Annotated in this window: 18 protein-coding genes; 8 read left to right on the forward strand and 10 right to left on the reverse strand. The window is 71.9% G+C overall.

Annotated elements, in window-relative coordinates; translation table 11 throughout:
- Positions 1-82 precede the first annotated feature (82 nt).
- Positions 83-925, reverse strand: coding sequence for a prephenate dehydratase (locus E2C06_RS06410; protein ID WP_133287755.1), 843 nt, complete (start codon positions 923-925; stop codon positions 83-85).
- Between the two features lie 169 nt (positions 926-1,094).
- On the opposite strand from E2C06_RS06410, the gene hisN reads away from it, so the two are divergent.
- The 7 genes from hisN to E2C06_RS06445 all read left to right on the forward strand — a co-directional run bounded on the left by hisN (position 1,095) and on the right by E2C06_RS06445 (position 9,129).
- Positions 1,095-1,880: a histidinol-phosphatase gene (hisN, locus tag E2C06_RS06415; RefSeq protein ID WP_193560425.1), complete on the forward strand. Its 786-nt coding sequence runs from the start codon at positions 1,095-1,097 to the stop codon at positions 1,878-1,880.
- A gap of 74 nt (positions 1,881-1,954) precedes the next feature.
- Entirely contained in the window at positions 1,955-3,838 is a 1,884-nt protein-coding gene (locus tag E2C06_RS06420; RefSeq protein ID WP_133287757.1) for an extracellular solute-binding protein, read from the forward strand.
- Positions 3,839-3,842: 4 nt separating this feature from the next.
- Positions 3,843-4,949, forward strand: coding sequence for a microcin C ABC transporter permease YejB (locus E2C06_RS06425; protein ID WP_133287758.1), 1,107 nt, complete (start codon positions 3,843-3,845; stop codon positions 4,947-4,949).
- Complete coding sequence (locus E2C06_RS06430; RefSeq protein WP_133287759.1) at positions 4,946-5,977, forward strand: ABC transporter permease; 1,032 nt, start codon at positions 4,946-4,948, stop codon at positions 5,975-5,977. The genes E2C06_RS06425 and E2C06_RS06430 overlap by 4 nt, the downstream gene beginning before the upstream one ends.
- A gap of 148 nt (positions 5,978-6,125) precedes the next feature.
- Complete coding sequence (locus E2C06_RS06435; RefSeq protein ID WP_133287760.1) at positions 6,126-7,730, forward strand: ABC transporter ATP-binding protein; 1,605 nt, start codon at positions 6,126-6,128, stop codon at positions 7,728-7,730.
- Positions 7,727-8,185: a hypothetical protein gene (locus tag E2C06_RS06440; RefSeq protein WP_133287761.1), complete on the forward strand. Its 459-nt coding sequence runs from the start codon at positions 7,727-7,729 to the stop codon at positions 8,183-8,185. Before E2C06_RS06435 ends, E2C06_RS06440 begins: the two co-directional genes overlap by 4 nt.
- On the forward strand, positions 8,185-9,129 hold the full coding sequence (locus tag E2C06_RS06445) for a 2-hydroxyacid dehydrogenase (RefSeq protein ID WP_133287762.1): 945 nt from the start codon (positions 8,185-8,187) through the stop codon (positions 9,127-9,129). The genes E2C06_RS06440 and E2C06_RS06445 overlap by 1 nt, the downstream gene beginning before the upstream one ends.
- Before the next feature lie 111 nt (positions 9,130-9,240).
- Here E2C06_RS06445 and E2C06_RS06450 read toward each other — a convergent pair whose 3' ends face one another.
- The 3 genes from E2C06_RS06450 to E2C06_RS06460 all read right to left on the reverse strand — a co-directional run bounded on the left by E2C06_RS06450 (position 9,241) and on the right by E2C06_RS06460 (position 12,529).
- The gene (locus E2C06_RS06450) at positions 9,241-9,651 is read right to left on the reverse strand and encodes a MarR family transcriptional regulator (RefSeq protein WP_133287763.1); all 411 of its coding nucleotides are present in this window, start codon (positions 9,649-9,651) and stop codon (positions 9,241-9,243) included.
- 165 nt (positions 9,652-9,816) lie between these two features.
- Complete coding sequence (locus tag E2C06_RS06455; protein ID WP_133287764.1) at positions 9,817-11,199, reverse strand: leucyl aminopeptidase family protein; 1,383 nt, start codon at positions 11,197-11,199, stop codon at positions 9,817-9,819.
- Positions 11,200-11,275: 76 nt separating this feature from the next.
- Entirely contained in the window at positions 11,276-12,529 is a 1,254-nt protein-coding gene (locus tag E2C06_RS06460) for a hypothetical protein (RefSeq protein ID WP_133287765.1), read from the reverse strand.
- Between the two features lie 184 nt (positions 12,530-12,713).
- Between E2C06_RS06460 and E2C06_RS06465 the strand changes: the two genes are divergently transcribed.
- The gene (locus E2C06_RS06465; protein WP_133287766.1) at positions 12,714-14,690 is read left to right on the forward strand and encodes a glycosyltransferase family 2 protein; all 1,977 of its coding nucleotides are present in this window, start codon (positions 12,714-12,716) and stop codon (positions 14,688-14,690) included.
- Here the strand turns inward: E2C06_RS06465 and E2C06_RS06470 are convergent.
- The 6 genes from E2C06_RS06470 to E2C06_RS06495 all read right to left on the reverse strand — a co-directional run bounded on the left by E2C06_RS06470 (position 14,599) and on the right by E2C06_RS06495 (position 18,679).
- Positions 14,599-15,126 (reverse strand): HAD-IIIA family hydrolase, encoded by a 528-nt coding sequence (locus E2C06_RS06470; protein WP_133287767.1) that lies wholly within the window; start codon positions 15,124-15,126, stop codon positions 14,599-14,601. The two genes, E2C06_RS06465 and E2C06_RS06470, sit on opposite strands and share 92 nt — an antisense overlap.
- A complete protein-coding gene (locus E2C06_RS06475) occupies positions 15,126-15,707 on the reverse strand; it encodes a D-sedoheptulose-7-phosphate isomerase (protein WP_133287768.1) in 582 nt (193 codons plus the stop codon). Before E2C06_RS06475 ends, E2C06_RS06470 begins: the two co-directional genes overlap by 1 nt.
- 62 nt (positions 15,708-15,769) lie before the next feature.
- Positions 15,770-16,921, reverse strand: a complete 1,152-nt coding sequence (locus E2C06_RS06480) for a UDP-galactopyranose/dTDP-fucopyranose mutase family protein (protein ID WP_133287769.1) — start codon at positions 16,919-16,921, stop codon at positions 15,770-15,772.
- 140 nt (positions 16,922-17,061) lie between these two features.
- Positions 17,062-17,808, reverse strand: coding sequence for a Crp/Fnr family transcriptional regulator (locus tag E2C06_RS06485; protein ID WP_133287770.1), 747 nt, complete (start codon positions 17,806-17,808; stop codon positions 17,062-17,064).
- Positions 17,809-17,970: 162 nt separating this feature from the next.
- Entirely contained in the window at positions 17,971-18,345 is a 375-nt protein-coding gene (locus E2C06_RS06490; RefSeq protein ID WP_133287771.1) for a phage tail fiber protein, read from the reverse strand.
- Positions 18,346-18,376: 31 nt separating this feature from the next.
- Positions 18,377-18,679, reverse strand: coding sequence for a hypothetical protein (locus E2C06_RS06495; RefSeq protein WP_133287772.1), 303 nt, complete (start codon positions 18,677-18,679; stop codon positions 18,377-18,379).
- Between the last annotated feature and the right edge of the window lie 14 nt (positions 18,680-18,693).

Consider the following 18,693-nt stretch of genomic DNA (forward strand, 5'->3'; position numbering starts at 1 on the left):
GGCGACAGGCTTCAGGTGCGAAGGCATAGGTCCACCCTGCCCGATCGCATGCTGCGGCGCAACCGGCGATGCTGCGGCGGGATCAGCGCCCCCGGTGCTCCAGCCGGTAGGCATGCGCCGGATAGGCGCCGAGCACCTTCACTTCGCGCGAGAAGAAGGCCAGCTCCTCCAGCGCCCGCGCGACATTCGGGTCGTCCGGGTGGCCGTCCACGTCGGCCAGGAACTGCGTCGCGGTGAACTCGCCGTCCAGCATGTAGCTTTCCAGCTTGGTCATGTTCACCCCGTTGGTGGCGAAGCCGCCCAGCGCCTTGTAGAGCGCCGCCGGGATGTTCTTCACCCGGAAGACGAAGGTGGTGATGCAGGGGCCGCGGAACGGCGCCGGCCTGCCCAGCGAGCAGACATAGAAGCGCGTGGTGTTGTGCGCCGCGTCCTCGACGTTGCGGCGCAGGATCTCGAGCCCGTAGGTCTCGGCGGCCAGGGCCGAGGCGATGGCCGCGTCCTCGACGCCGCCGCGCTCGGCGATCAGGTGGGCCGCGCCGGCGGTGTCGGCCTCGATCACCGGCTCCAGCCGCAGCTCCTTCAGGATCAGCCGCACCTGGCCGAGCGCCACGGGGTGGCTATGGGCGCGCTTCAGGGTGGCCAGCGTCGCGCCCTTCGGCGCCAGCAGGCAGTGCTCCACCCGCTCGAAATGCTCGCCGATCACCGACAGGCCGCTGTCCGGCAGCAGGCGGTGGATGTCGGGCACCCGGCCGGCGAGCGAATTCTCGCAGGGCAGCATGGCCAGCCTCGCCTCGCCGGCGCGGACCGCGTCCATCGCCGCCTCGAAGGACGGGCAGGGCAGCGTGCGCCAGCCGGGATAGGCGGCGCGGCAGGCCAGGTCGGAATAGGCCCCGGGCAGGCCCTGGAAGGCGATGAGGTCGGACATGCGGGCCGCCGTGGACAGGAATGAGCGCGCTGTCTAACCAACCCCCCGGTGCGGCGCAAACAGCGCAGCGCAAACAGAGCGGCGCGAACCGGGGGCAGGCCATGCAGGCGTTCATCGAAGCGGCGGAGGCCGCGGCCGATCCGGTCGCATCGTCCCGGAGGCGCGGCGCGTGAAGCGGATCGACCCCATCTTTGCGGCGGCCGCCGAGGCCGCCGCCGAGGCCGCCGGCGCCATCATCCGCCCGCTCTTCCGCTCCCAGCTCCTGGTCGACTCCAAGGGCGATGCCAGCCCGGTGACCGAGGCCGACCGCCAGGCCGAGCTGGCGATGCGCGCCCTGCTCCGCGCCCGCTTCCCCGGCCACGGCATCTGGGGCGAGGAATTCGGGCCGGAGCAGGCCGATGCCGAATACCTCTGGGTGCTCGACCCGATCGACGGCACCAGGGCCTTCGTCACGGGACGGCCGCTCTTCGGCACGCTGATCGGCCTGCTGCACCGCGGCCGCCCGGTGCTCGGCATGATCGACCAGCCCGTCACCGGGGAGCGCTGGCTGGGCGTGGCGGGCGAGCCGACCCGCTTCCGCGCGCCGCTCGGCGGCACCCCGCGCTGCAGGCCCTGCCCCGCGGTCGGCAATGCCGAGCTGTCCTGCACCAGCCCCGACATGTTCGACCCCGCCGACCGCCCGGGCTTCAAGCGGCTGCGCGGCGCGGCACGGCGCGTCACCTGGGGCGGCGACTGCTACGCCTATGGGCTGCTGGCGCTCGGCCTGGTGGACCTGGTCTGCGAGGCGACGATGAAGCCCTGGGACTGGGCGGCGATCGTCCCGGTGGTGGAAGGCGCCGGCGGGCGGGTGACCGGATGGGACGGCAGGCCACTGACGCTCGGGAGCGACGGGCGGGTGCTGGCGGTCGGCGACCCGGCGATGCTGGCCGAGGCGGTGGGACTGCTCGGCGGCTGAGGCAGCCCACCCGGGCGCCGGGCCACAGGCCGGCAAAGGTTGTCGCCGTCGGCCCGAACCCCCATCCTGCGGGGATGCAACGCCGCGACCTGCTGGCCATCGGCCTCCCCTGGGGCCTCGCCCTTCCCGCATCCCTCGGCCGCGGCGCCCGCGCCGCCACCCCGGCCGGCAGTCCCGGGCCGGACGGCATCACCCGCACCCATGCGCTCTCCCTGCTGGGGGAGCCCGCCCTGCCCGCCGACTTCACCCATTGGCCCTGGGTGAATCCCAAGGCGCCGAAGGGCGGGGAGCTGGTGCTGGCCGCGCTCGGCAGCTTCGACAGCTTCAACCCCTTCATCCTGCGCGGCACCCCGGCGGTCGGCATCGGCCGGGTCTGGGACACGCTGCTGCGCGACAGCGACGACGAGGCGAGCACCGAATACGTCCACCTCGCCCAGCGGATCGACCTGCCGGCCGACCAGCGCTGGGTGGCCTTCGAGCTGAACCCGGCGGCGAAGTGGCACGACGGCCGGCCGGTGACGGCCGAGGACGTGGTCTGGACCTTCGACACGCTCCGCACCCAGGGCCGGCCCACCTACCGGTCCTACTACGCCGACGTGGCCGAGGCGGTGGCGGAAGGCCCGCGCCGCGTGGTCTTCCGCTTCAGGAACAACGAGAACCGCGAGCTGCCGCTGATCCTCGGCCAGCTCACCGTGCTGCCGAAGCACTGGTGGGAGGGCCGCGACTTCGGCAAGCCGCTGCAGGAGATCCCGCTGGGCTCCGGCCCCTACCGGCTGGAGCGGTTCGAATCCGGCCGCAGCCTGGTCTACCGCCGGGTGGAGGACTATTGGGGCCGCGACCTGCCGACGATGCGGGGCACGGCCAATGCCGGCACCATCCGCTACGAGTACTTCCGCGACCCGACCGTGGCGCTGGAAGCCTTCAAGGCCGGGCAGATCGACTTCCGCACCGAGAACATCGCCAAGGAATGGGCCACCGCCTACGACTTCCCCGCGGTGCGGAAGGGCCTGGTGAAGCGCGACGAGATCCGCCACGAGCGGCCGACGGGCATGCAGGCCTTCGCCGTCAACCTGCGCCGCCCGCTCTTCCAGGATGCCCGCGTCCGCCGCGCCCTGATCGAGGTCTTCGACTTCGAGTGGATGAACGCCAACCTCTTCTACGGCAGCTACACCCGCACGACCTCCTACTTCTCCAACTCCGAGCTGGCGTCGTCCGGCCTGCCGCAGGGCCGCGAGCTCGAGATCCTGGAGCAGTACCGCGGCCGCGTGCCCGACCGGCTCTTCACCGAGGAATACAGGCTGCCGGTCACCGACGGGTCCGGCAACAACCGCGAAGGCCTGCGCCGCGCGCTCGACCTGCTGCGCCAGGCCGGCTGGGTGGTGAAGGACCGCAAGCTGGTCAATGCCAGGGGCGAGCCCTTCGCCTTCGAGATCCTGCTGAACGGGCCGAGCTTCGAGCGCATCGCCCTGCCCTACATGCAGGTGCTGCAGCGGCTCGGGATGGAACCCCGCGTGCGGACGATCGACCCGGCGCAGTACGAGGTGCGGACCGACGCCTTCGACTTCGACATGACGGTCGGCGGCGTCGGCCAGTCGCTGTCGCCGGGCAACGAGCAGCGCGACTTCTGGACCTGCGCCGAGGCGCAGAAGCAGGGCAGCCAGAACCTTTCTGGCATCTGCGACCCGGTGGTCGACGCGCTGGTCGAGCTGCTGATCGCCGCGCCCGACCGTGCCGAGCTGATCGCCCGCACCCGGGCGCTCGACCGCGTGCTGCTGTGGCACGACTTCATGATCCCGCAATGGCACAGCCGCACCTTCCGGGTGGCCTATTGGGACAAGCTCGGCCGGCCCGAGCGCAACCCGCGCTACAACCTGGCGATCGACAGCTGGTGGATCGAGCCCGAGCGCGTCGGCGCGGTCGAGCAGGGCAAGCGCGAAGCGCAGCAGGCGCCACGCTAGAAGAATGGGTGCCTATCTTCTCCGTCGCCTGGCGCTGGTGGTGCCGACCCTGCTCGGCATCATCCTGATCAACTTCGCCGTGGTGCAGTTCGCGCCGGGCGGGCCGGTCGAGCAGATGCTGGCCGAGCTCAAGGGCAATGCCGGCAGCACGCTCGGCCGGCTGTCCGGCGAGAGCCAGGGCGAGACCCGGCCGCAGGAGCGCCGCGACGCATCGGCCAGCGGCGAGGGCAGCCGCTACCGCGGCGCCCGCGGCCTGGACCCGGCGGTGGTGGCGGAGATCGAGCGCAGCTTCGGCTTCGACAAGCCCTGGCAGGACCGGCTCTGGACCATGCTGGCGGGCTATGCCCGCTTCGACCTCGGCCGCAGCCTGTTCCGCGACAGGCCGGTGGTGGAGCTGATCCTCGAGAAGATGCCGGTCTCCATCTCGCTCGGCCTCTGGTCGACGCTGATCATCTACCTCGTCTCCATCCCCTTGGGCATCCGCAAGGCGGTGCGGGACGGCTCGCGCTTCGACATCTGGACATCAGCGGTGGTGCTGGTGGGCTACGCGATCCCGGGCTTTCTCTTTGCCATCATGCTGGTGGTGCTGTTCGCCGGCGGCAGCTTCCTGCAGTGGTTCCCGCTGCGCGGGCTGCTCTCGCCGGGGATGGAAGCGGCGCCCTTCGCGGCCCGGGCGCTCGACTATGCCTGGCACATGGTCCTGCCGACCATCGCGCTGGTGATCGGCGGCTTCGCCGGGCTGACCATGCTGACCAAGAACTCCTTCCTCGAGGAGATCCACAAGCAGTACACCGTGACGGCCAAGGCCAAGGGCGCCGGGGAGACCCGGGTGCTCTACGGCCATGTCTTCCGCAACGCCATGCTGCTGATCATCGCCGGCTTCCCCGCCGCCTTCATCGGCATCCTCTTCACCGGGGCGCTGCTGGTGGAGATCATCTTCTCGCTCGACGGGCTCGGGCTGCTCGGCTTCGAATCGGCCATCCGCCGCGACTACCCCGTGATGTTCGGCACGCTCTACATCTTCACCCTGCTCGGGCTGATCATGCAGATCGTCGGCGACTTCGCCTATACGATGGTCGACCCCAGGATCGACTTCGAGGCCCGGCGGTGACACCCCTCACGCGGCGCCGCCTGGCGAATTTCCGCGCCAACAGGCGAGGCTACTGGTCGCTCTGGATCTTCGCCGCGCTCTTCGTGGTCACCCTCTTCGCCGAGTTCATCGCCAACGACCGGCCGCTGGTCGGCCGCATCGACGGCCGCTGGTTCGTCCCCGTGCTGGCCGACTATGCCGAGGACGACATCATCCCGGACGGGCTGCCGACCGAGGCCAATTGGCACGACCCGGAGCTGCTGCGCGAGATCGCCGGGCGCGGCTGGATCCTCTGGCCCGCCATTCCCTATGCCTACAACACCGTGGTGCTCGGCCTGCCGCAGCCGGCGCCCTCCCCGCCCACCGCGCAGAACTGGCTCGGCACCGACGACCAGGCGCGGGACGTCCTGGCGCGGGTGATCTACGGCTTCCGCACCTCGGTGCTGTTCGGCTTCAGCCTGACCATCGTCGCCTCCGTCATCGGCATAGCCGCCGGCGCGGTGCAGGGCTTCTACGGCGGGCTCACCGACCTGCTGTTCCAGCGCTTCATCGAGATCTGGTCGGGCATGCCGCAGCTCTTCATGCTGATCATCCTGGCCTCGATCATCGAGCCGGGCTTCTGGACCCTGCTGATCTTCCTGCTGCTCTTCTCCTGGATGGGACTGACCGGCGTGGTGCGGGCGGAGTTCCTGCGCGGCCGCAACCTCGATTATGTCCGCGCCGCGCGGGCGCTGGGTGTATCCGACACGCGGCTGATGGCGCGGCACATCCTGCCGAACGCGATGGTGGCGACGCTGACCTTCCTGCCCTTCACCCTGTCGGGCTCGGTCACCGTGCTCGCGTCGCTCGACTTCCTCGGCTTTGGCCTGCCGCCCGGCTCGCCCTCGCTCGGCGAGCTGCTGGGACAGGGCAAGAACAACCTGCAGGCGCCCTGGCTGGCCTTCACTGGCTTCGTGGTGCTGGGCGGGGTGCTGACGCTGCTGATCTTCGTCGGCGAGGCGGTGCGGGACGCCTTCGATCCGCGGAAGCTGCCGGGGGGTGGCCGATGACGGGAAGCAAGATCGGGGAGAAGGTAGTCTCCCCGGACCCCTCATCTATTTCTCTGGGTCGGCATTCGCCGCGCGGAGGGTACCGACCCACGAAAATGGATGAGGGGGCCTGGGGGAGAATACCTTCTCCCCCAGCCTTTGCCTTTCCATGACCCTCCTCCGCGTCGAGGACCTCTCGGTCGCCTTCGCCGGCCGCACCGTCGTGCGCGGCGTCTCCTTCCAGGTCGATCCCGGGGAGACGGTGGCGCTCGTCGGCGAGAGCGGCAGCGGCAAGTCCGTCACCGCCCTCTCGGCGCTCCGCCTGCTGCCGCCCGCGGGCAGCAACCCCACGGGCCGCATCACCCTCGACGGCACCGACGTGCTGGCGGCGAACGAGGACACCCTCCGCCACCTCCGCGGCGGCACCGCCGGCCTGGTGTTCCAGGAGCCGATGACCTCGCTCAACCCGCTCCACACGATCGCCCGCCAGGTGGGGGAGGCGATCACCCTGCATCAGCCGCTGTCCGGCGGCCCGCTGCGCGACCGCGTGCTGCACCTGCTGCACCAGGCCGGCCTGCCGCAAGCGGAGGACAGGATGGGCGCCTACCCGCACCAGCTTTCCGGCGGCCAGCGCCAGCGGGTGATGATCGCGGCCGCGCTGGCGAACGACCCGAAGCTGCTGATCGCCGACGAGCCGACGACCGCGCTCGACGTCACCATCCAGGCGCAGATCCTGGAATTGCTGCGGGACCTCAAGCGCCGCCTGGGCATGGCGATGCTGCTGATCACCCATGACCTGCAGATCATCCACCGCCACGCCGACCGCGTCGTGGTGATGAAGGACGGCGAGGCGGTGGAGCAGGGCGCGACGGAGGCGGTCTTCGCCGACCCGCGGCACCCCTATACCCGCATGCTGCTGGCCACCGAGCCGCGCGGCCGGCCCGCGCCGGTGCCGGCCGGCGCCGCGCAGGTCCTCGCCGGCGTCCGCATGAAGGTGCATTTCCCGATCCGCCGTGGCCTGCTCCGGCGGACCGTCGGGCATGTGAAGGCGGTGGACGGCGTCAGCCTGACCATCCGCGAAGGCGAGACGGTCGGCCTGGTCGGCGAGTCCGGCAGCGGCAAGACCACCCTCGGCCTCGCCCTGCTGCGGCTGGAGGGCAGCGAGGGCGAGATCCGATTCGAAGGCCGCGACATCCAGCCGCTGTCCCGCGCGGCGCTGCGGCCGCTGCGGCGGCGCATGCAGATCGTCTTTCAGGATCCCTACGGCTCGCTCTCGCCGCGCCTCAGCGCCGGGGAGATCATCGGCGAGGGGCTCGAGGTCCACGAGCCCGGCCTGACCCGCGCTGCCCGCGACGCGGAGGTGGCCCAGGCGCTGGAGGAGGTGGGCCTCGATCCCGCCGCCGCCGCCCGCTACCCGCACGAGTTCAGCGGCGGCCAGCGCCAGCGCATCGCCATCGCCCGCGCCCTGGTCCTCAAGCCGCGCCTGGTGGTGCTGGACGAGCCGACCAGCGCGCTAGATGTTTCCGTCCAGGCCCAGGTGGTGGAGTTGCTGCGGGCGTTGCAGGCCAGGCACCGCCTGGCCTACCTGTTCATCAGCCACGACCTGCGGGTGGTGCGGGCGCTGGCCCACCGCATCATCGTCCTGAAGGACGGCCAGGTGGTGGAGGAAGGCGAGGCCGAGAGGCTTACCGCCGCGCCGACCCAGCCCTATACCCGCGCCCTGATGGCCGCCGCCTTCGATCTCCGGGCGGTCGAGGGGACCCACCGCACGTGACGACCGAGCTGGAGCGCCTGCGCGAGTTGCTGGATGCCGACAAGGCCAAGCTCGGCGTCCATATCCGCAAGATGAACAGCCCCGGCACGCCGGTCTACCAGTCGCTGGAGAACGTGGTGCCGCCGGCGATCATCCTGGTCGGCTCCTTCGGCGCCACCATGCTGGTGCACTTCTATCTCGGTGCCGCGATCCTGGCGGCGGGCTGCGTCTGGTGGCTGGGCAAGCACCTGCCGCGGGTGAAGGACGGCGTCTTCGACCGCACCGCCGCCATGGTGCTGGCCAGCGAGAAGAACTTCGATTTCTGGTGGTCGCAGGGCGTGCTGAGCCTCTACGCCAAGCTGCCGGACGGCACGGAGCGCGCGGCGACCCGCCGGCAGGACTGGCGCGCCTGGGTGCGCGACCTGCCGGCCGGGCTCGAAACCCTGCCCGCCGGGCACATGATGCAGGAGCAGTGATGGCCATTCTGCTGGCGACCAACAAGAGCGCCGCGGCGAGCACGGTGGAGGCCTGGCGGCAGGCGCTGCTGGCGGTGGACCCGGGCCTCGACATCCGCGGCCATGCCGACGCCCTCGACCCCGGCGGGATCGACGTGGTGGTGATGTGGGGCGCGCAGGACCTGGCGGCGCTGCGGGCCTACCCGAACCTGAAGCTGATCTGTTCCATGGGCGCCGGCGTCGACCACCTGATGCGCCCGCCCGGGCCGCCGCCCGGCGTGCCGGTGGCCCGGCTGAAGGATGTGCGGCTGACCACGGGCATGACCGAATGGGTCCTGCTGAACGTGCTGCGCTTTCACCGGCAGGACCTCGACTACCGCGCGCAGCAGGCGGCGCGGATCTGGGACGAGTTGCCGGCCCCCGACACCGCCGGCCGCCGCATCGGCATCCTCGGCCTCGGCGAGCTCGGCACGGCGTCGGCCCGCGCGCTCATGGCGCTCGGCTTCCCCGTCATGGGCTGGTCGCGCGGGCCAAAGGCGATCGACGGCGTGCGGGGCTTCCATGGACCGGATGGGTTGGCGGCCATGCTGCCGCAGGCCGACATCCTGGTCTGCCTGCTGCCGCTCACGCCGGACACCCGCGGCGTGCTGAACGCGCGGACGCTGGGGCTGCTGCCGCGCGGCGCCTTCCTGGTGAACGGTGCCCGCGGCGGGCATGTGGTGCAGCCCGACCTGCTGGCGGCGCTCGACAGCGGCCAGGTCGCCGCCGCCGCGCTCGACGTCTTCGAGCCGGAGCCGCTGCCCGCCGACCATCCCTTCTGGGGTCATCCGCGCGTGGTAATGACCCCGCATGCGGCGAGCATCACCATCCCGCAAAGCGCCGCGCCGCAGGTGGTGGACAATATCCGGCGCGCCCGGGACGGGCGGCCGGTGCTGAACCTGGTGGATTTCACGCTGGGCTACTGAGGCAGGTCGGCAAGTAACGACCGGCAGGACCTGCCACCCCTTGCGGTGGCCGATCCCGGACCGTGGCCTGCAGGGCTCCGGCCCGCCCGAAAATCGGGCGGGCGCGTCGCTTCAGCCGGCCCGGCGCGATTCGCGGCCCGGGTCGGCGTTCGCTGCGCCGGCTTCGCCGCCCGAGGCATGCAGGTGCGTCTCGGCCTCGGACATGATCTGCCGCATGTCGCGCAGGAAGGCGGTGCCCTTCAGGGTCCGCTGCACGATGACGCTGCGGCGGTCCATCGGGTCCACCTTGCGGCGGGCCAGGTCCAGTTCCCCAAGGCGGTCGAGCGCCCGGGTGATGGCCGGCTTGGACACGTTCAGCTCCGCCGCAAGGCCGCGCACGGTATGCGGGCCGTCGGTCAGGTAGACCGTCAGGAACACGCCCAACTGGCGTGCCGACAGGTCGGGACCGTCGCGCCGCACCAGCGCGACGACCGTATCCCGAAGTATGCCGACCAGCTGGTCGGGGTTGCTCTGTACCGCCATAGCTCCAATCCCCTCGCCCCTTATGGGCTTTCGTCGGCTGACCGGTCCGGGACCCTTGCTCCCCGGACCGGCACAATCAGTTTGCAGGCACTACAGACGGGGTAACGCATCCTGCTGTTCTGAGAGCCATCCGACCCGAAAAGTTTCCACCGCATCTCGTTGTCGTTACCGGCCCGGCCCCGGTATGCCAGCGAACAGAGTTTCGATGGTTGCTGTCAGGGTCCTGAGTGCCTGCGCCTCGCCGCCCTCGGGACGGCCCGGCCGGCTGCCGTCGTTCCAGGCATAAACGTCGAGGTGGACCCACCGCATAGGCGCCGGGACGAAACGCCGCAAGAACAAACCTCCGATAATGGCGCCCGCCATGGGGCGGGATGAGACGTTGTTGATGTCCGCTACCGTACTGTCGAGCCAGGAGTCGTAACCTGCATGTAACGGCAGCCGCCAGAGCGGATCCGCCGTCGCCTCGCCTGCCGCCAGCAGGGCAGCGGCCAGCGAATCGTCGGGCGTCATCATTGCCGGCAGGTCGGGCCCGAGCGCGACCCGTGCCGCCCCGGTCAGCGTCGCGCAGTCGACCAGCAGTTCCGGCTCCCGCTCCGCCGCGAAGGCCAGCAGGTCGGCGAGCACCAGCCGGCCCTCTGCATCGGTATTGCCCACCTCCACCGTCAGCCCGGCCCGGGTCCGCAGCACGTCGAGCGGGCGGAAGGCATTGCCCGCCACCGCATTCTCCACCGCGCCGACCAGTACCAGCAGCCGCACCGGCAGGCCGAGCCGCATGACCAGGTCCGCCACGCCCAGCACCAGCGCCGCGCCGCCCATGTCCTTCTTCATCCGCAGCATGCCGGATGCGGGCTTGAGGTCGAGGCCGCCGGAATCGAAGCAGACCCCCTTGCCGCAGAGCGCGACCAGCGGTGCCTCCGGCCGGCCCCATTCCAGGATGGCGACGCGCGGGGCCTGCACGCTGGCCTGGCCGACCGCGGCCAGGGCGGGGAAGCCTTCCTCCAACGCGGCGCCCTGCACCACGCTGCAGCGGGCGCCGTGGCGTTCCGCCAGCGCCACGGCGGCGGCGGCCAGTTCCTCGGGCCCGAGCAGGTTGGGCGGGGCATTCACCAGGTCGCGCACCAGCAGGATCGCGCTGGCGGTATGCACCGCGCGCTCGGTCCCGGGCGGCGGCACCAATCGCGCCGGCGCCCGGCCGGCCGGCTTGAAGCGGGCATAGCGATAGGCGCCGAGGCACCAGCCGAGCACCGCGGGCGCGGCATGCGCCGCATCCACCAGGCGCCAGGCACTGCCGGCCGGCAGGGCATGCGGCAGCCCGCCGAAGGACCAGGGGGTCGGGGCGGCCTCGCCGAGGCCGAGCACCGCGCCGGCGATGCCGCCATTCCCCGGCAGCAGGCGGATTTCCTGCGGCCTCGCCTCGAAGCCCGAGGCATCGAGGAAGCCTGCCGCCTCGCGCGGCAGGCTGTCCCGCAGCGCCGCCAGCCCGGCGGGGCCGGTGCAGTGCAGCGGCAGGGCAATGGTATCGGGCGCAGCTAACCCATCAATCGGCATACAATATCCCGGCGCTTGCGGCGCCGGGGGAGCCGCGCCGAGGCGACGCCCCGGCGCCGGAATACTTCCGCTGAATTCATGCGGCGTGACGCGATTCCTGTCCAGCGCCGCGCGCCGCTGCCGTTTCGTTTTTTGAAGTTGGCGCGTCCATGATCCGCAGATGCGCCTCGATCACCGGCACCGACGCCACTGAGCCAGTATCGGGAAGCCCCGCATCGGGTTCCGGCACCAGCGCCCGCCAGGCCTCGACCCCGGGCAGCCGGCCCGGGTTGCGCCGCACCAGCTCGGTCTTCAGGAAGGGAAAACCCATCTGCCGCACCAGCGCGTGCCAGAAATGATGCGTCGGGTTCAGCGGCTGCGACAGAAGACGCGATTCGCGCGCCGCCGGCGGCAGCGATTCCAGATCGCGCAGCAGCGGGTGGGAGGCCGCCAGCCGCGCCCGCTCCTCCCCCACCGCGAGCGCGGCGGCGACCAGCCGGTGGTAGCCGAACAGCGCCGCCACCTGGTGGCCGCGGCCGCGCATCCAGCGCGCCAGGCGCAGCTCGCCGCGCTGCACGACCAGCCACTTGGAGTGGCTCATCCGCATCGCGGCCAGGAAGCCGAAGAGGTCGCCGGTGGCGGCGGCGCCGCGCGCCAGCAGGAAGTAGCTCTGCAGGTGCGGTCCGCCCTGGATGCTTTCGGTCAGGCCGAACAGCCCTTCCCCGCCGGCCCGCAGCGCCGCCAGGACCGGCGGCAGCGGCAGGATTGGACCCAGCACGCTGTCGTTCGCCAGCAGCAGCTCGGTCGCGCCCGGCCAGCGCCGCCAGGCCTCGGCCGCCAGCTCCTGCCAGGCGCCGAAGTCGCGGCCGAAGTTGCGCCGTTGCGCCACCAGCGCGCAATGCTGCCGGGCCGCCTGCCAGTCGACCTCGGGCACCGTCGCGGACATGGTGATGAAGACGATGGCGAAGCCGGCGGCGGCCAGGCCGGCGAGCTGCCGCCGCACCATCTCCGAGACCTGACCCGAGCCGGCATAATGGACGTAGAGCGCGACGGAGGTCGCATCCGGCCGCGGGTCCACCCCCGGCTCCAGCCGGAGCAGCGGCGGCGCGCCGCCGCCGAGGGCGCGGCCCAGGTCACGCGGCAGGGCGCCGGCGATCTCAAGGCCCACCTGGCCGGCCCGGAAGGCCAGCCGTCGCCAGGTCCCGGCGGTGCTGTAGCCATGGATGGCGCGGCGCAGGCCCGGATCCTGCGGGCTGAGCGGGCTGAGCGCATAGGGGCGGGCCAAGGGGCGGGCCAGGGCGGGCGACCTTTCCGGAGCGGGAAAGCCCGGCGGTACCACACGGCCAGACAAGTCCGGGTTCAGGAGGCAGGGAGATACCGCGCCCCTGCGGTTGAGCGGCATACAACAGGCCGTGAGCCGAACGAGCGATTGCCTCGGGATTCCAGGCGCTTGCCGCGAATTTCTGTGCGGCCTCCCCGGGCCTGAACCGGCCGTGACCCCCGGCGGTCCGGCCCGGCGCCTATCAGCCAACCCGATGGAATCCTTGCACCTGGTCCTGCAGCGAAGCTGGCGCGCCGCCTGGGGCCGGCTGCCCGGCGGGCTGCTGCCGCTCCGCCTCCGCCTCGCCGCTTTCGGCCGGCGCCTCTTGGGCACCCCGCCGACCGGCCGCTACGACTCCGAGGATCGCCGAGGCTACGCCGCCTGGCTGGCCAGGCATGCCCGGCTGCGGCCGGCCGACCGCGCCGCCATCGCCGCGCACGTCGCCGCCATGCCGGCGCGGCCGCTGATCTCCCTGGCGATGGGTGTCGCCGGCGGGCCGCTGCCGGCGGTGCGCGCCGCGCTGGCGGCGGTGCAGGCGCAGATCTGGCCGCAGTGGGAGCTCTGCGTCGCGCTCGACCCCGCGGCGCCGACGCCGGTCGTCCGGCTGCTGGAAGCGGCGGCGGCAGAGGACCAGCGGCTGCGGCTGTTGATGGTCTCGGCCGGCCCGGTCGGGCTGGTCAACGCGGCGCTCGGCATGGCGCGCGGCGCCTTCGTGGCGGCGATCGCGCCCGAGGGACGGCTGGCCGAGCAGGCCCTGTACGAGGTCGCCGCGGCGATCGAGGCGCGGCCGGACCTCGCCGTGCTCTATGCCGACGAGGACCGGATCGATGCCTGGGGCCGCCGCCAGGCCGCCTGGCTGAAGCCGGAATTCGACCCCGACCTGCTGCTCGGCCAGGACCTGCTGGGCGGCTTCGTCGCCTATCGGCGCGACCTGATGCGCGAGCTGGCCGGACTGCGCGAGCCGATGGGCGAGGCCGCGGCGCACGACCTGGCGCTGCGGGCGACTGCCGCGGCGGGGCCGGCGCGGGTCGCGCATATCCCGGCGCTGCTCTGGCATGCCGGGCCGGGACGCGCCGAAAAGGGCCGTGCCGCCGACCCGGCGGCGCATCGCCGCGCCGCGGCCGCCGCGCTGCAGGCGGCCGGCATCGCCGCGCGGGTCGAGCCGGCGCCGCTGGCGCCGCAGTGGAGCCGGGTGGTCCGCGCCCTGCCCGATCCCGCCCCGCTGGTCTCGGTCATCGTCCCGACCCGCGACCGGGCGGCGCTGCTGGAGGCCGTGGCCGAGGGGGTGTTGCGGCGGACCGACTATCCGGCGCTCGAGTTCATCGTCGTCGACAACGGCTCGGAGGACGCCGCGACGCTGGCGCTCTTCGGCCGGCTGCGGGCCGACCCGCGCGTCCGCATCCTGGCCGCGCCCGGCCCCTTCAACTACTCCGCCCTGAACAACCAGGCGGCCGCCGCGGCGCGGGGCGAGATCCTGCTGCTGCTCAACAACGACATCGAGGTCATCGAGCCCGGCTGGCTGCGAGAGATGGTGAGCCATGCCGTCCGGCCGGAGATCGGCGCGGTCGGCGCCAAGCTGCTCTATGCCGATGGAAGGCTGCAGCATGGCGGCGTCGTCACCGGCGTCGGCGGCGTGGCCGACCACTATCTGCTGCGGGCGGCGCGCGACGATGCGGGGTATTGCGGCTCGCTCGCCCTGGCGCGGCAGGCCGGGGCGGTGACCGGCGCCTGCCTCGCGCTGCGCCGCACGGTCTTCGAGGAGGTGGGCGGGCTGGACGCGCAGCACCTCGCGGTCGCCTTCAACGACGTCGATCTCTGCGTGCGGATCCGGCAGGCGGGCTACCGCGTGCTCTGGACCCCCTTCGCCGAGCTCTACCACCTCGAAAGCGCCTCCCGCGGGCAGGATGTCGCGCCGGAGAAGGCGCGGCGCTTCGCCGGGGAGATCGACACCATGCGCCGCCGCTGGGGCGAGGTGCTGCTGCGCGACCCCTTCTATTCGCCCTGGTTGAGCCTTGAAGGCGCGCATGGCGCCCTGGCGCGGGAGCCGCGGCGGGTGCCGCCCTGGGCGCCCTGGCTGGCCCCCGCGCGAACCGGGGGGGTCAGGGCTGCGCCGCGAGCCAGCGCGCCACGGCCCGCACCGAGGGCAGGCGCAGCGTCGCCGCACCCCCACCCGCCGCCGCAGCCGCGCTGACCAGGATGCGGGTGCCGATGCCGGCGCGCAGCGCCGCCTCGGCATCGCCCGGCTGGTCGCCGACCATGATCGAGCCGGGCAGGTCGAGCCCGAGCGCGGCGGCGGCATCCAGCAGCATCCCCGGTGCCGGCTTGCGGCGAGGCGTCGGGCGGTCCGGATGGTCGGGGCAATGCTCGATCCGCGCCAGCGGGGTGCCGCGGGCGGCGAATTCCGCGGCGACCCAGGCCATCAGCGCCTGGAAATCGGCTTCCGTGTAGCGGCCGCGGCCGATGCCGGACTGGTTGGTGACGATGACGAGCGGCAGGCCGCGCCGGGTCGCCTCGGCGGCGAGGTCGAAGATGCCGTCGACGAAGTCGAACTCCTCCCGGCGGTGGACATAGCCGTGGTCGAGATTGACGATGCCGTCGCGGTCGAGGAAGAGCGCCGGCCGCGGCATCAGGCGCGCGGGAACATCCGCCGCTCGATCATGGCGCAGATCATGTGGCCCGCGACCTCATGCGCTTCCTGGATCAGCGGCGTCGAGGTGGCGGGGACGCGGAGACAAAGGTCGCAGAGCGCCGCCAGCTCCCCGCCCGCGGCGCCGGTGAAGCCGGCCACCGCCATACCCTTCGCCTTCGCTGCGGCCACGGCGGCGAGGATGTTGGGCGAGCGGCCGGAGGTGGTGATGGCGAACAGCACGTCGCCCGGGGCGCCCAGCGCCTCGACCTGCCGGGCGAAGATGCGGTCGTAGCCGTAGTCGTTGCCGACCGCGGTCATGATCGAGCTGTCGGTGGTAAGCGCGACCGCCGCCAGGCCCGGCCGGTCGTAGTGGAAGCGGGCGACCAGTTCGCCGGCCCAGTGCTGCGCATCCGCCGCGCTGCCGCCATTGCCGCAGAACAGCAGCTTGCCACCGGCCCGCAGCGCCGCGACCGAGAGGTCGACAGTGCCGGCGATGGCGGCGAGGCACCCCGCATCCTCCGCCATCCGTTCCAGGGTCGCGGCGGAGTCGAGGATGGCGGCGCGGATCTCGCTGGTCATGCCGGCGGTTTAGCCCGCCGGCATCCCGGGTGGAAACACCGGCGTGACCCCCGGGCGTCGCATCACCCCAACGGGTCGAGGAAGAAGGCCGGCGGCGCCGCGCCTTCGGCCAGCCGCTCGAGCGTCGCGGTCGCGGCATCCATCGCCTCGCGGATGGTCACGTCCATGTCGAGGTAGCGGTAGGTGCCGAGCCGGCCGAGGAAGGAGATGCCCTGCGTCCGGCGGGCCAGGGCCACGTAGTCGGACAGCATGGATTTCTCGCCGACCAGCCGGATGGGATAGTAGGGGATGTCCTCGGCGCCGCCGAGCCGGCTGTATTCGCGGAAGCAGACCGTGCCGGTGAACCGGTCGGCCTCCCAGGGGGCGAAATACTTGTGCTCGGAGATGCGGGTGAAGGGCACGTCCTCGTCGCAGTAGTTCAGCACCGCGGTGCCGAGCAGGTCGCCCTCGGCGCGGACCTCCTCGAAGTCGAGGGTGCGGTAGCCGAGGCGGCCAAGCTGGTAGCCGAAATAGCGGTCGAGCGGGCCGGTGTAGAAGACATGGGCGAAGTCGCCGCCGGCCTCCTCGAAGCGGCAGCCGAGCCGGACGTCGATCCCCGGATGGTCGAGGATGCCGGCGACGATCGCGGTGTAGCCATCCGCCGGCATGCCCTGGAAGGGGTGATTGAAGTAGTTGTCGTCGTAGTTGAAGCGCAGCGGCAGCCGCTTGAGGATCGAGGCCGGCAGCTCGGTCGGGTCGAGGCCCCATTGCTTGCGGGTATAGCCGCGGAAGAAGGCGCGGTAGATCCGGTCGCCCACCATCGACAGGGCCTGTTCCTCGAAATTCGCGGGCTCTGTGATGTCGCGCCGGGCCTGGGCGGCGACGAAGGCGCGCGCCTCGGCCGGGTTCATCGTGGTGCCGAAGAATTGGTTGATCGTGTGCAGGTTGACCGGCAAGGAATAGACCGCGCCGCCGCTCAAGGCCTTCACCCGGTTGACGTAGGGCATCATTCGGCCGAAGCGGTTGACGTAGTCCCAGACCTCGCGGTCGGCGGTGTGGAAGATGTGCGGCCCGTAGCGGTGCAGCATGATGCCGGTCGCCGCGTCGCGCTCGGTGTGGCAATTGCCGGCGACATGGCGGCGCTCGTCGAGCACGACGGACTGGTGGCCGGCCTCCGCCAAGCGGCGGGCGAGCACGGCGCCGCTGAAGCCGGCGCCGACGATGCAAAAACGCATGAAATGAATGACCCTCGACTGCCGGGGCCAGGGCTGGTGCCGCGGCCCCTGGGGTCCTCAGCGCCTGGGGGTCGCCAAAGCCGCAGGGGAGGCCGCGCAAACTCGCGTCAGTGGCAACGCCGAAAGGGCGGCGAGGACGCTCAGAAGCTGTCGTTGGTGCCTTCGGCCATGGCGGTGATCGCCGGCACGTTCAGCAGCTCGACCCGGTGGTGCACCGGCTCGCGGATCCAGCCGCGCTTGCGGAAGGCGGTCAGGCTGCGGCTGACGGTCTCCAGCGTCAGGCCGAGGAAGTCGGCGATATCCGCCCGGGTCATCGGCATCTCGAGCACCTGGCGCGGCTCGCCGCGGCGGCGGCTGGCATCGACCAGGGAGATCAGGAAGGCGGCGACCCGCGCCTCGGCCGAGCGGCGGCCAACGGTGACCAGCTGTTCCTGCGTCGCGGTCAGCTCCTGGACGCAGAGGTCGAGCATCCGCCGCTCGAGCTTCGGGTAGCGGCGCAGCAGGCCGTCGAGCTGCGGGCGGTCGAGCCGGCAGAGCCTGGCATCGGTCAGCAGCTCGGCATCGAAGGGATAGGATTTGAGCGTCGTGTACCCGATGACGTCACCGGCAAAGCGGAAGCCGACCACCTGCTGCTTGCCGTCCGGCAACAGCCGGGTGAGCTTGGCGACACCGTCGATCAGGGTGAAGACACGGCCGGCCGGATCGCCCTCACGGAAGACCGCGCTGTGCGCGGGCAGGACCATCTGGTTCGCCTCGGAGGAGATCTCGTCCAGCGCCGCGGCATCGAGCGGCTGGCAAAGCCCCGCGACCCGGCTCCCGCAACGGTCACAGACCTGCCCGGCGGCATTCGCCTCATGCGTCGGGTGCGGGACGTCGAAGGGGTTCAAGGCGATCTCCGATCCTCACGCAAGCTTAGCCGAGCAGGGCCGTCGGATACAAGCTAGGGCTAATGCACGCGATTTCCGAGTCGCACCCGCGATACACGCATGACAAGTCTATGGGAAGAGCGGCAACGGCGCGACTCCCGCCGCGCCGTTGCCGCTGCAATTTCAGCTGGCGCTCAAAACCAGGGAGGCGGCGTTGAGCGTGACGGTGCCGGCCCCGGTCACCGCCGCCGGCTGCGCCAGCGCCGACCAGGTCAGCGGGTTGCCGCCGCTGGCCGCGTCGAACAGGCCGACATGGGTCAGGGTGCCGGCCGCCGCGGTGAAGGTGAAGCGGACGGCATCGGTGTTCTGCTGCGCCCCGGTGCCGGTGAAGGTCACCCGCTGCCGGGCATAGCCGAGGCCGGCGGGTTCCCCGATCAGGCCGGTGGCGTCGGCGCCGCCGGTGCCGAGCCCGAGGAAGACCTGGCTGGGCAGCGCGGGGACCCGGGCGCACAGCGCGCGGCCGAGCAGGTTCTTGGCGTAGTCGGTGAGGTCGGGCATGCGTCTCTCCTCTCAACAGATGCGGGCGGGATCAGGCGTCCTCGGCATCGGCGAACCAGACCGTGCCGTCCGCCGCCGGCCGGGCGCGGGCGGCGGCGTAGAGCGTTCCGCTGGTCACCGCATGCAGGTCGGGCAGGCCGAGCTCCTCGGCGGTCGCGCGGTAGGCGAGGCCGGGCAGCGGCGCCTTGCCGGCCTGGCGCGCATCGCGGCTCGGCCAGCCGTGCAGGCGGAACTCGGCGATGCCGGCGGCGTGATCGATCTGGCAATGCGTCAGCCGCCAGTAGGCGGCAACGAGACCCGTGTTGCGGATCTCGATCGGCTTCAACAGGGCCATGGAATACCTCCGTG

Source organism: Dankookia rubra, from assembly GCF_004355005.1.
Lineage (GTDB): Bacteria > Pseudomonadota > Alphaproteobacteria > Acetobacterales > Acetobacteraceae > Paracraurococcus > Paracraurococcus ruber_A.

Bases quoted from the DNA above. Each gene is read 5' to 3' on its own strand.
- E2C06_RS06465 (WP_133287766.1), top strand. From the start codon at position 12,714: ATGGAATCCTTGCACCTGGTCCTGCAGCGAAGCTGGCGCGCCGCCTGG.
- E2C06_RS06490 (WP_133287771.1), bottom strand. From the start codon at position 18,345: ATGCCCGACCTCACCGACTACGCCAAGAACCTGCTCGGCCGCGCGCTG.
- E2C06_RS06435 (WP_133287760.1), top strand. From the start codon at position 6,126: ATGACCCTCCTCCGCGTCGAGGACCTCTCGGTCGCCTTCGCCGGCCGC.
- E2C06_RS06480 (WP_133287769.1), bottom strand. From the start codon at position 16,921: ATGCGTTTTTGCATCGTCGGCGCCGGCTTCAGCGGCGCCGTGCTCGCC.
- E2C06_RS06475 (WP_133287768.1), bottom strand. From the start codon at position 15,707: ATGACCAGCGAGATCCGCGCCGCCATCCTCGACTCCGCCGCGACCCTG.
- E2C06_RS06450 (WP_133287763.1), bottom strand. From the start codon at position 9,651: ATGGCGGTACAGAGCAACCCCGACCAGCTGGTCGGCATACTTCGGGAT.
- E2C06_RS06410 (WP_133287755.1), bottom strand. From the start codon at position 925: ATGTCCGACCTCATCGCCTTCCAGGGCCTGCCCGGGGCCTATTCCGAC.
- E2C06_RS06445 (WP_133287762.1), top strand. From the start codon at position 8,185: ATGGCCATTCTGCTGGCGACCAACAAGAGCGCCGCGGCGAGCACGGTG.
- E2C06_RS06470 (WP_133287767.1), bottom strand. From the start codon at position 15,126: ATGCCGCGGCCGGCGCTCTTCCTCGACCGCGACGGCATCGTCAATCTC.
- E2C06_RS06420 (WP_133287757.1), top strand. From the start codon at position 1,955: ATGCAACGCCGCGACCTGCTGGCCATCGGCCTCCCCTGGGGCCTCGCC.
- E2C06_RS06455 (WP_133287764.1), bottom strand. From the start codon at position 11,199: ATGCCGATTGATGGGTTAGCTGCGCCCGATACCATTGCCCTGCCGCTG.
- E2C06_RS06495 (WP_133287772.1), bottom strand. From the start codon at position 18,679: ATGGCCCTGTTGAAGCCGATCGAGATCCGCAACACGGGTCTCGTTGCC.
- E2C06_RS06425 (WP_133287758.1), top strand. From the start codon at position 3,843: ATGGGTGCCTATCTTCTCCGTCGCCTGGCGCTGGTGGTGCCGACCCTG.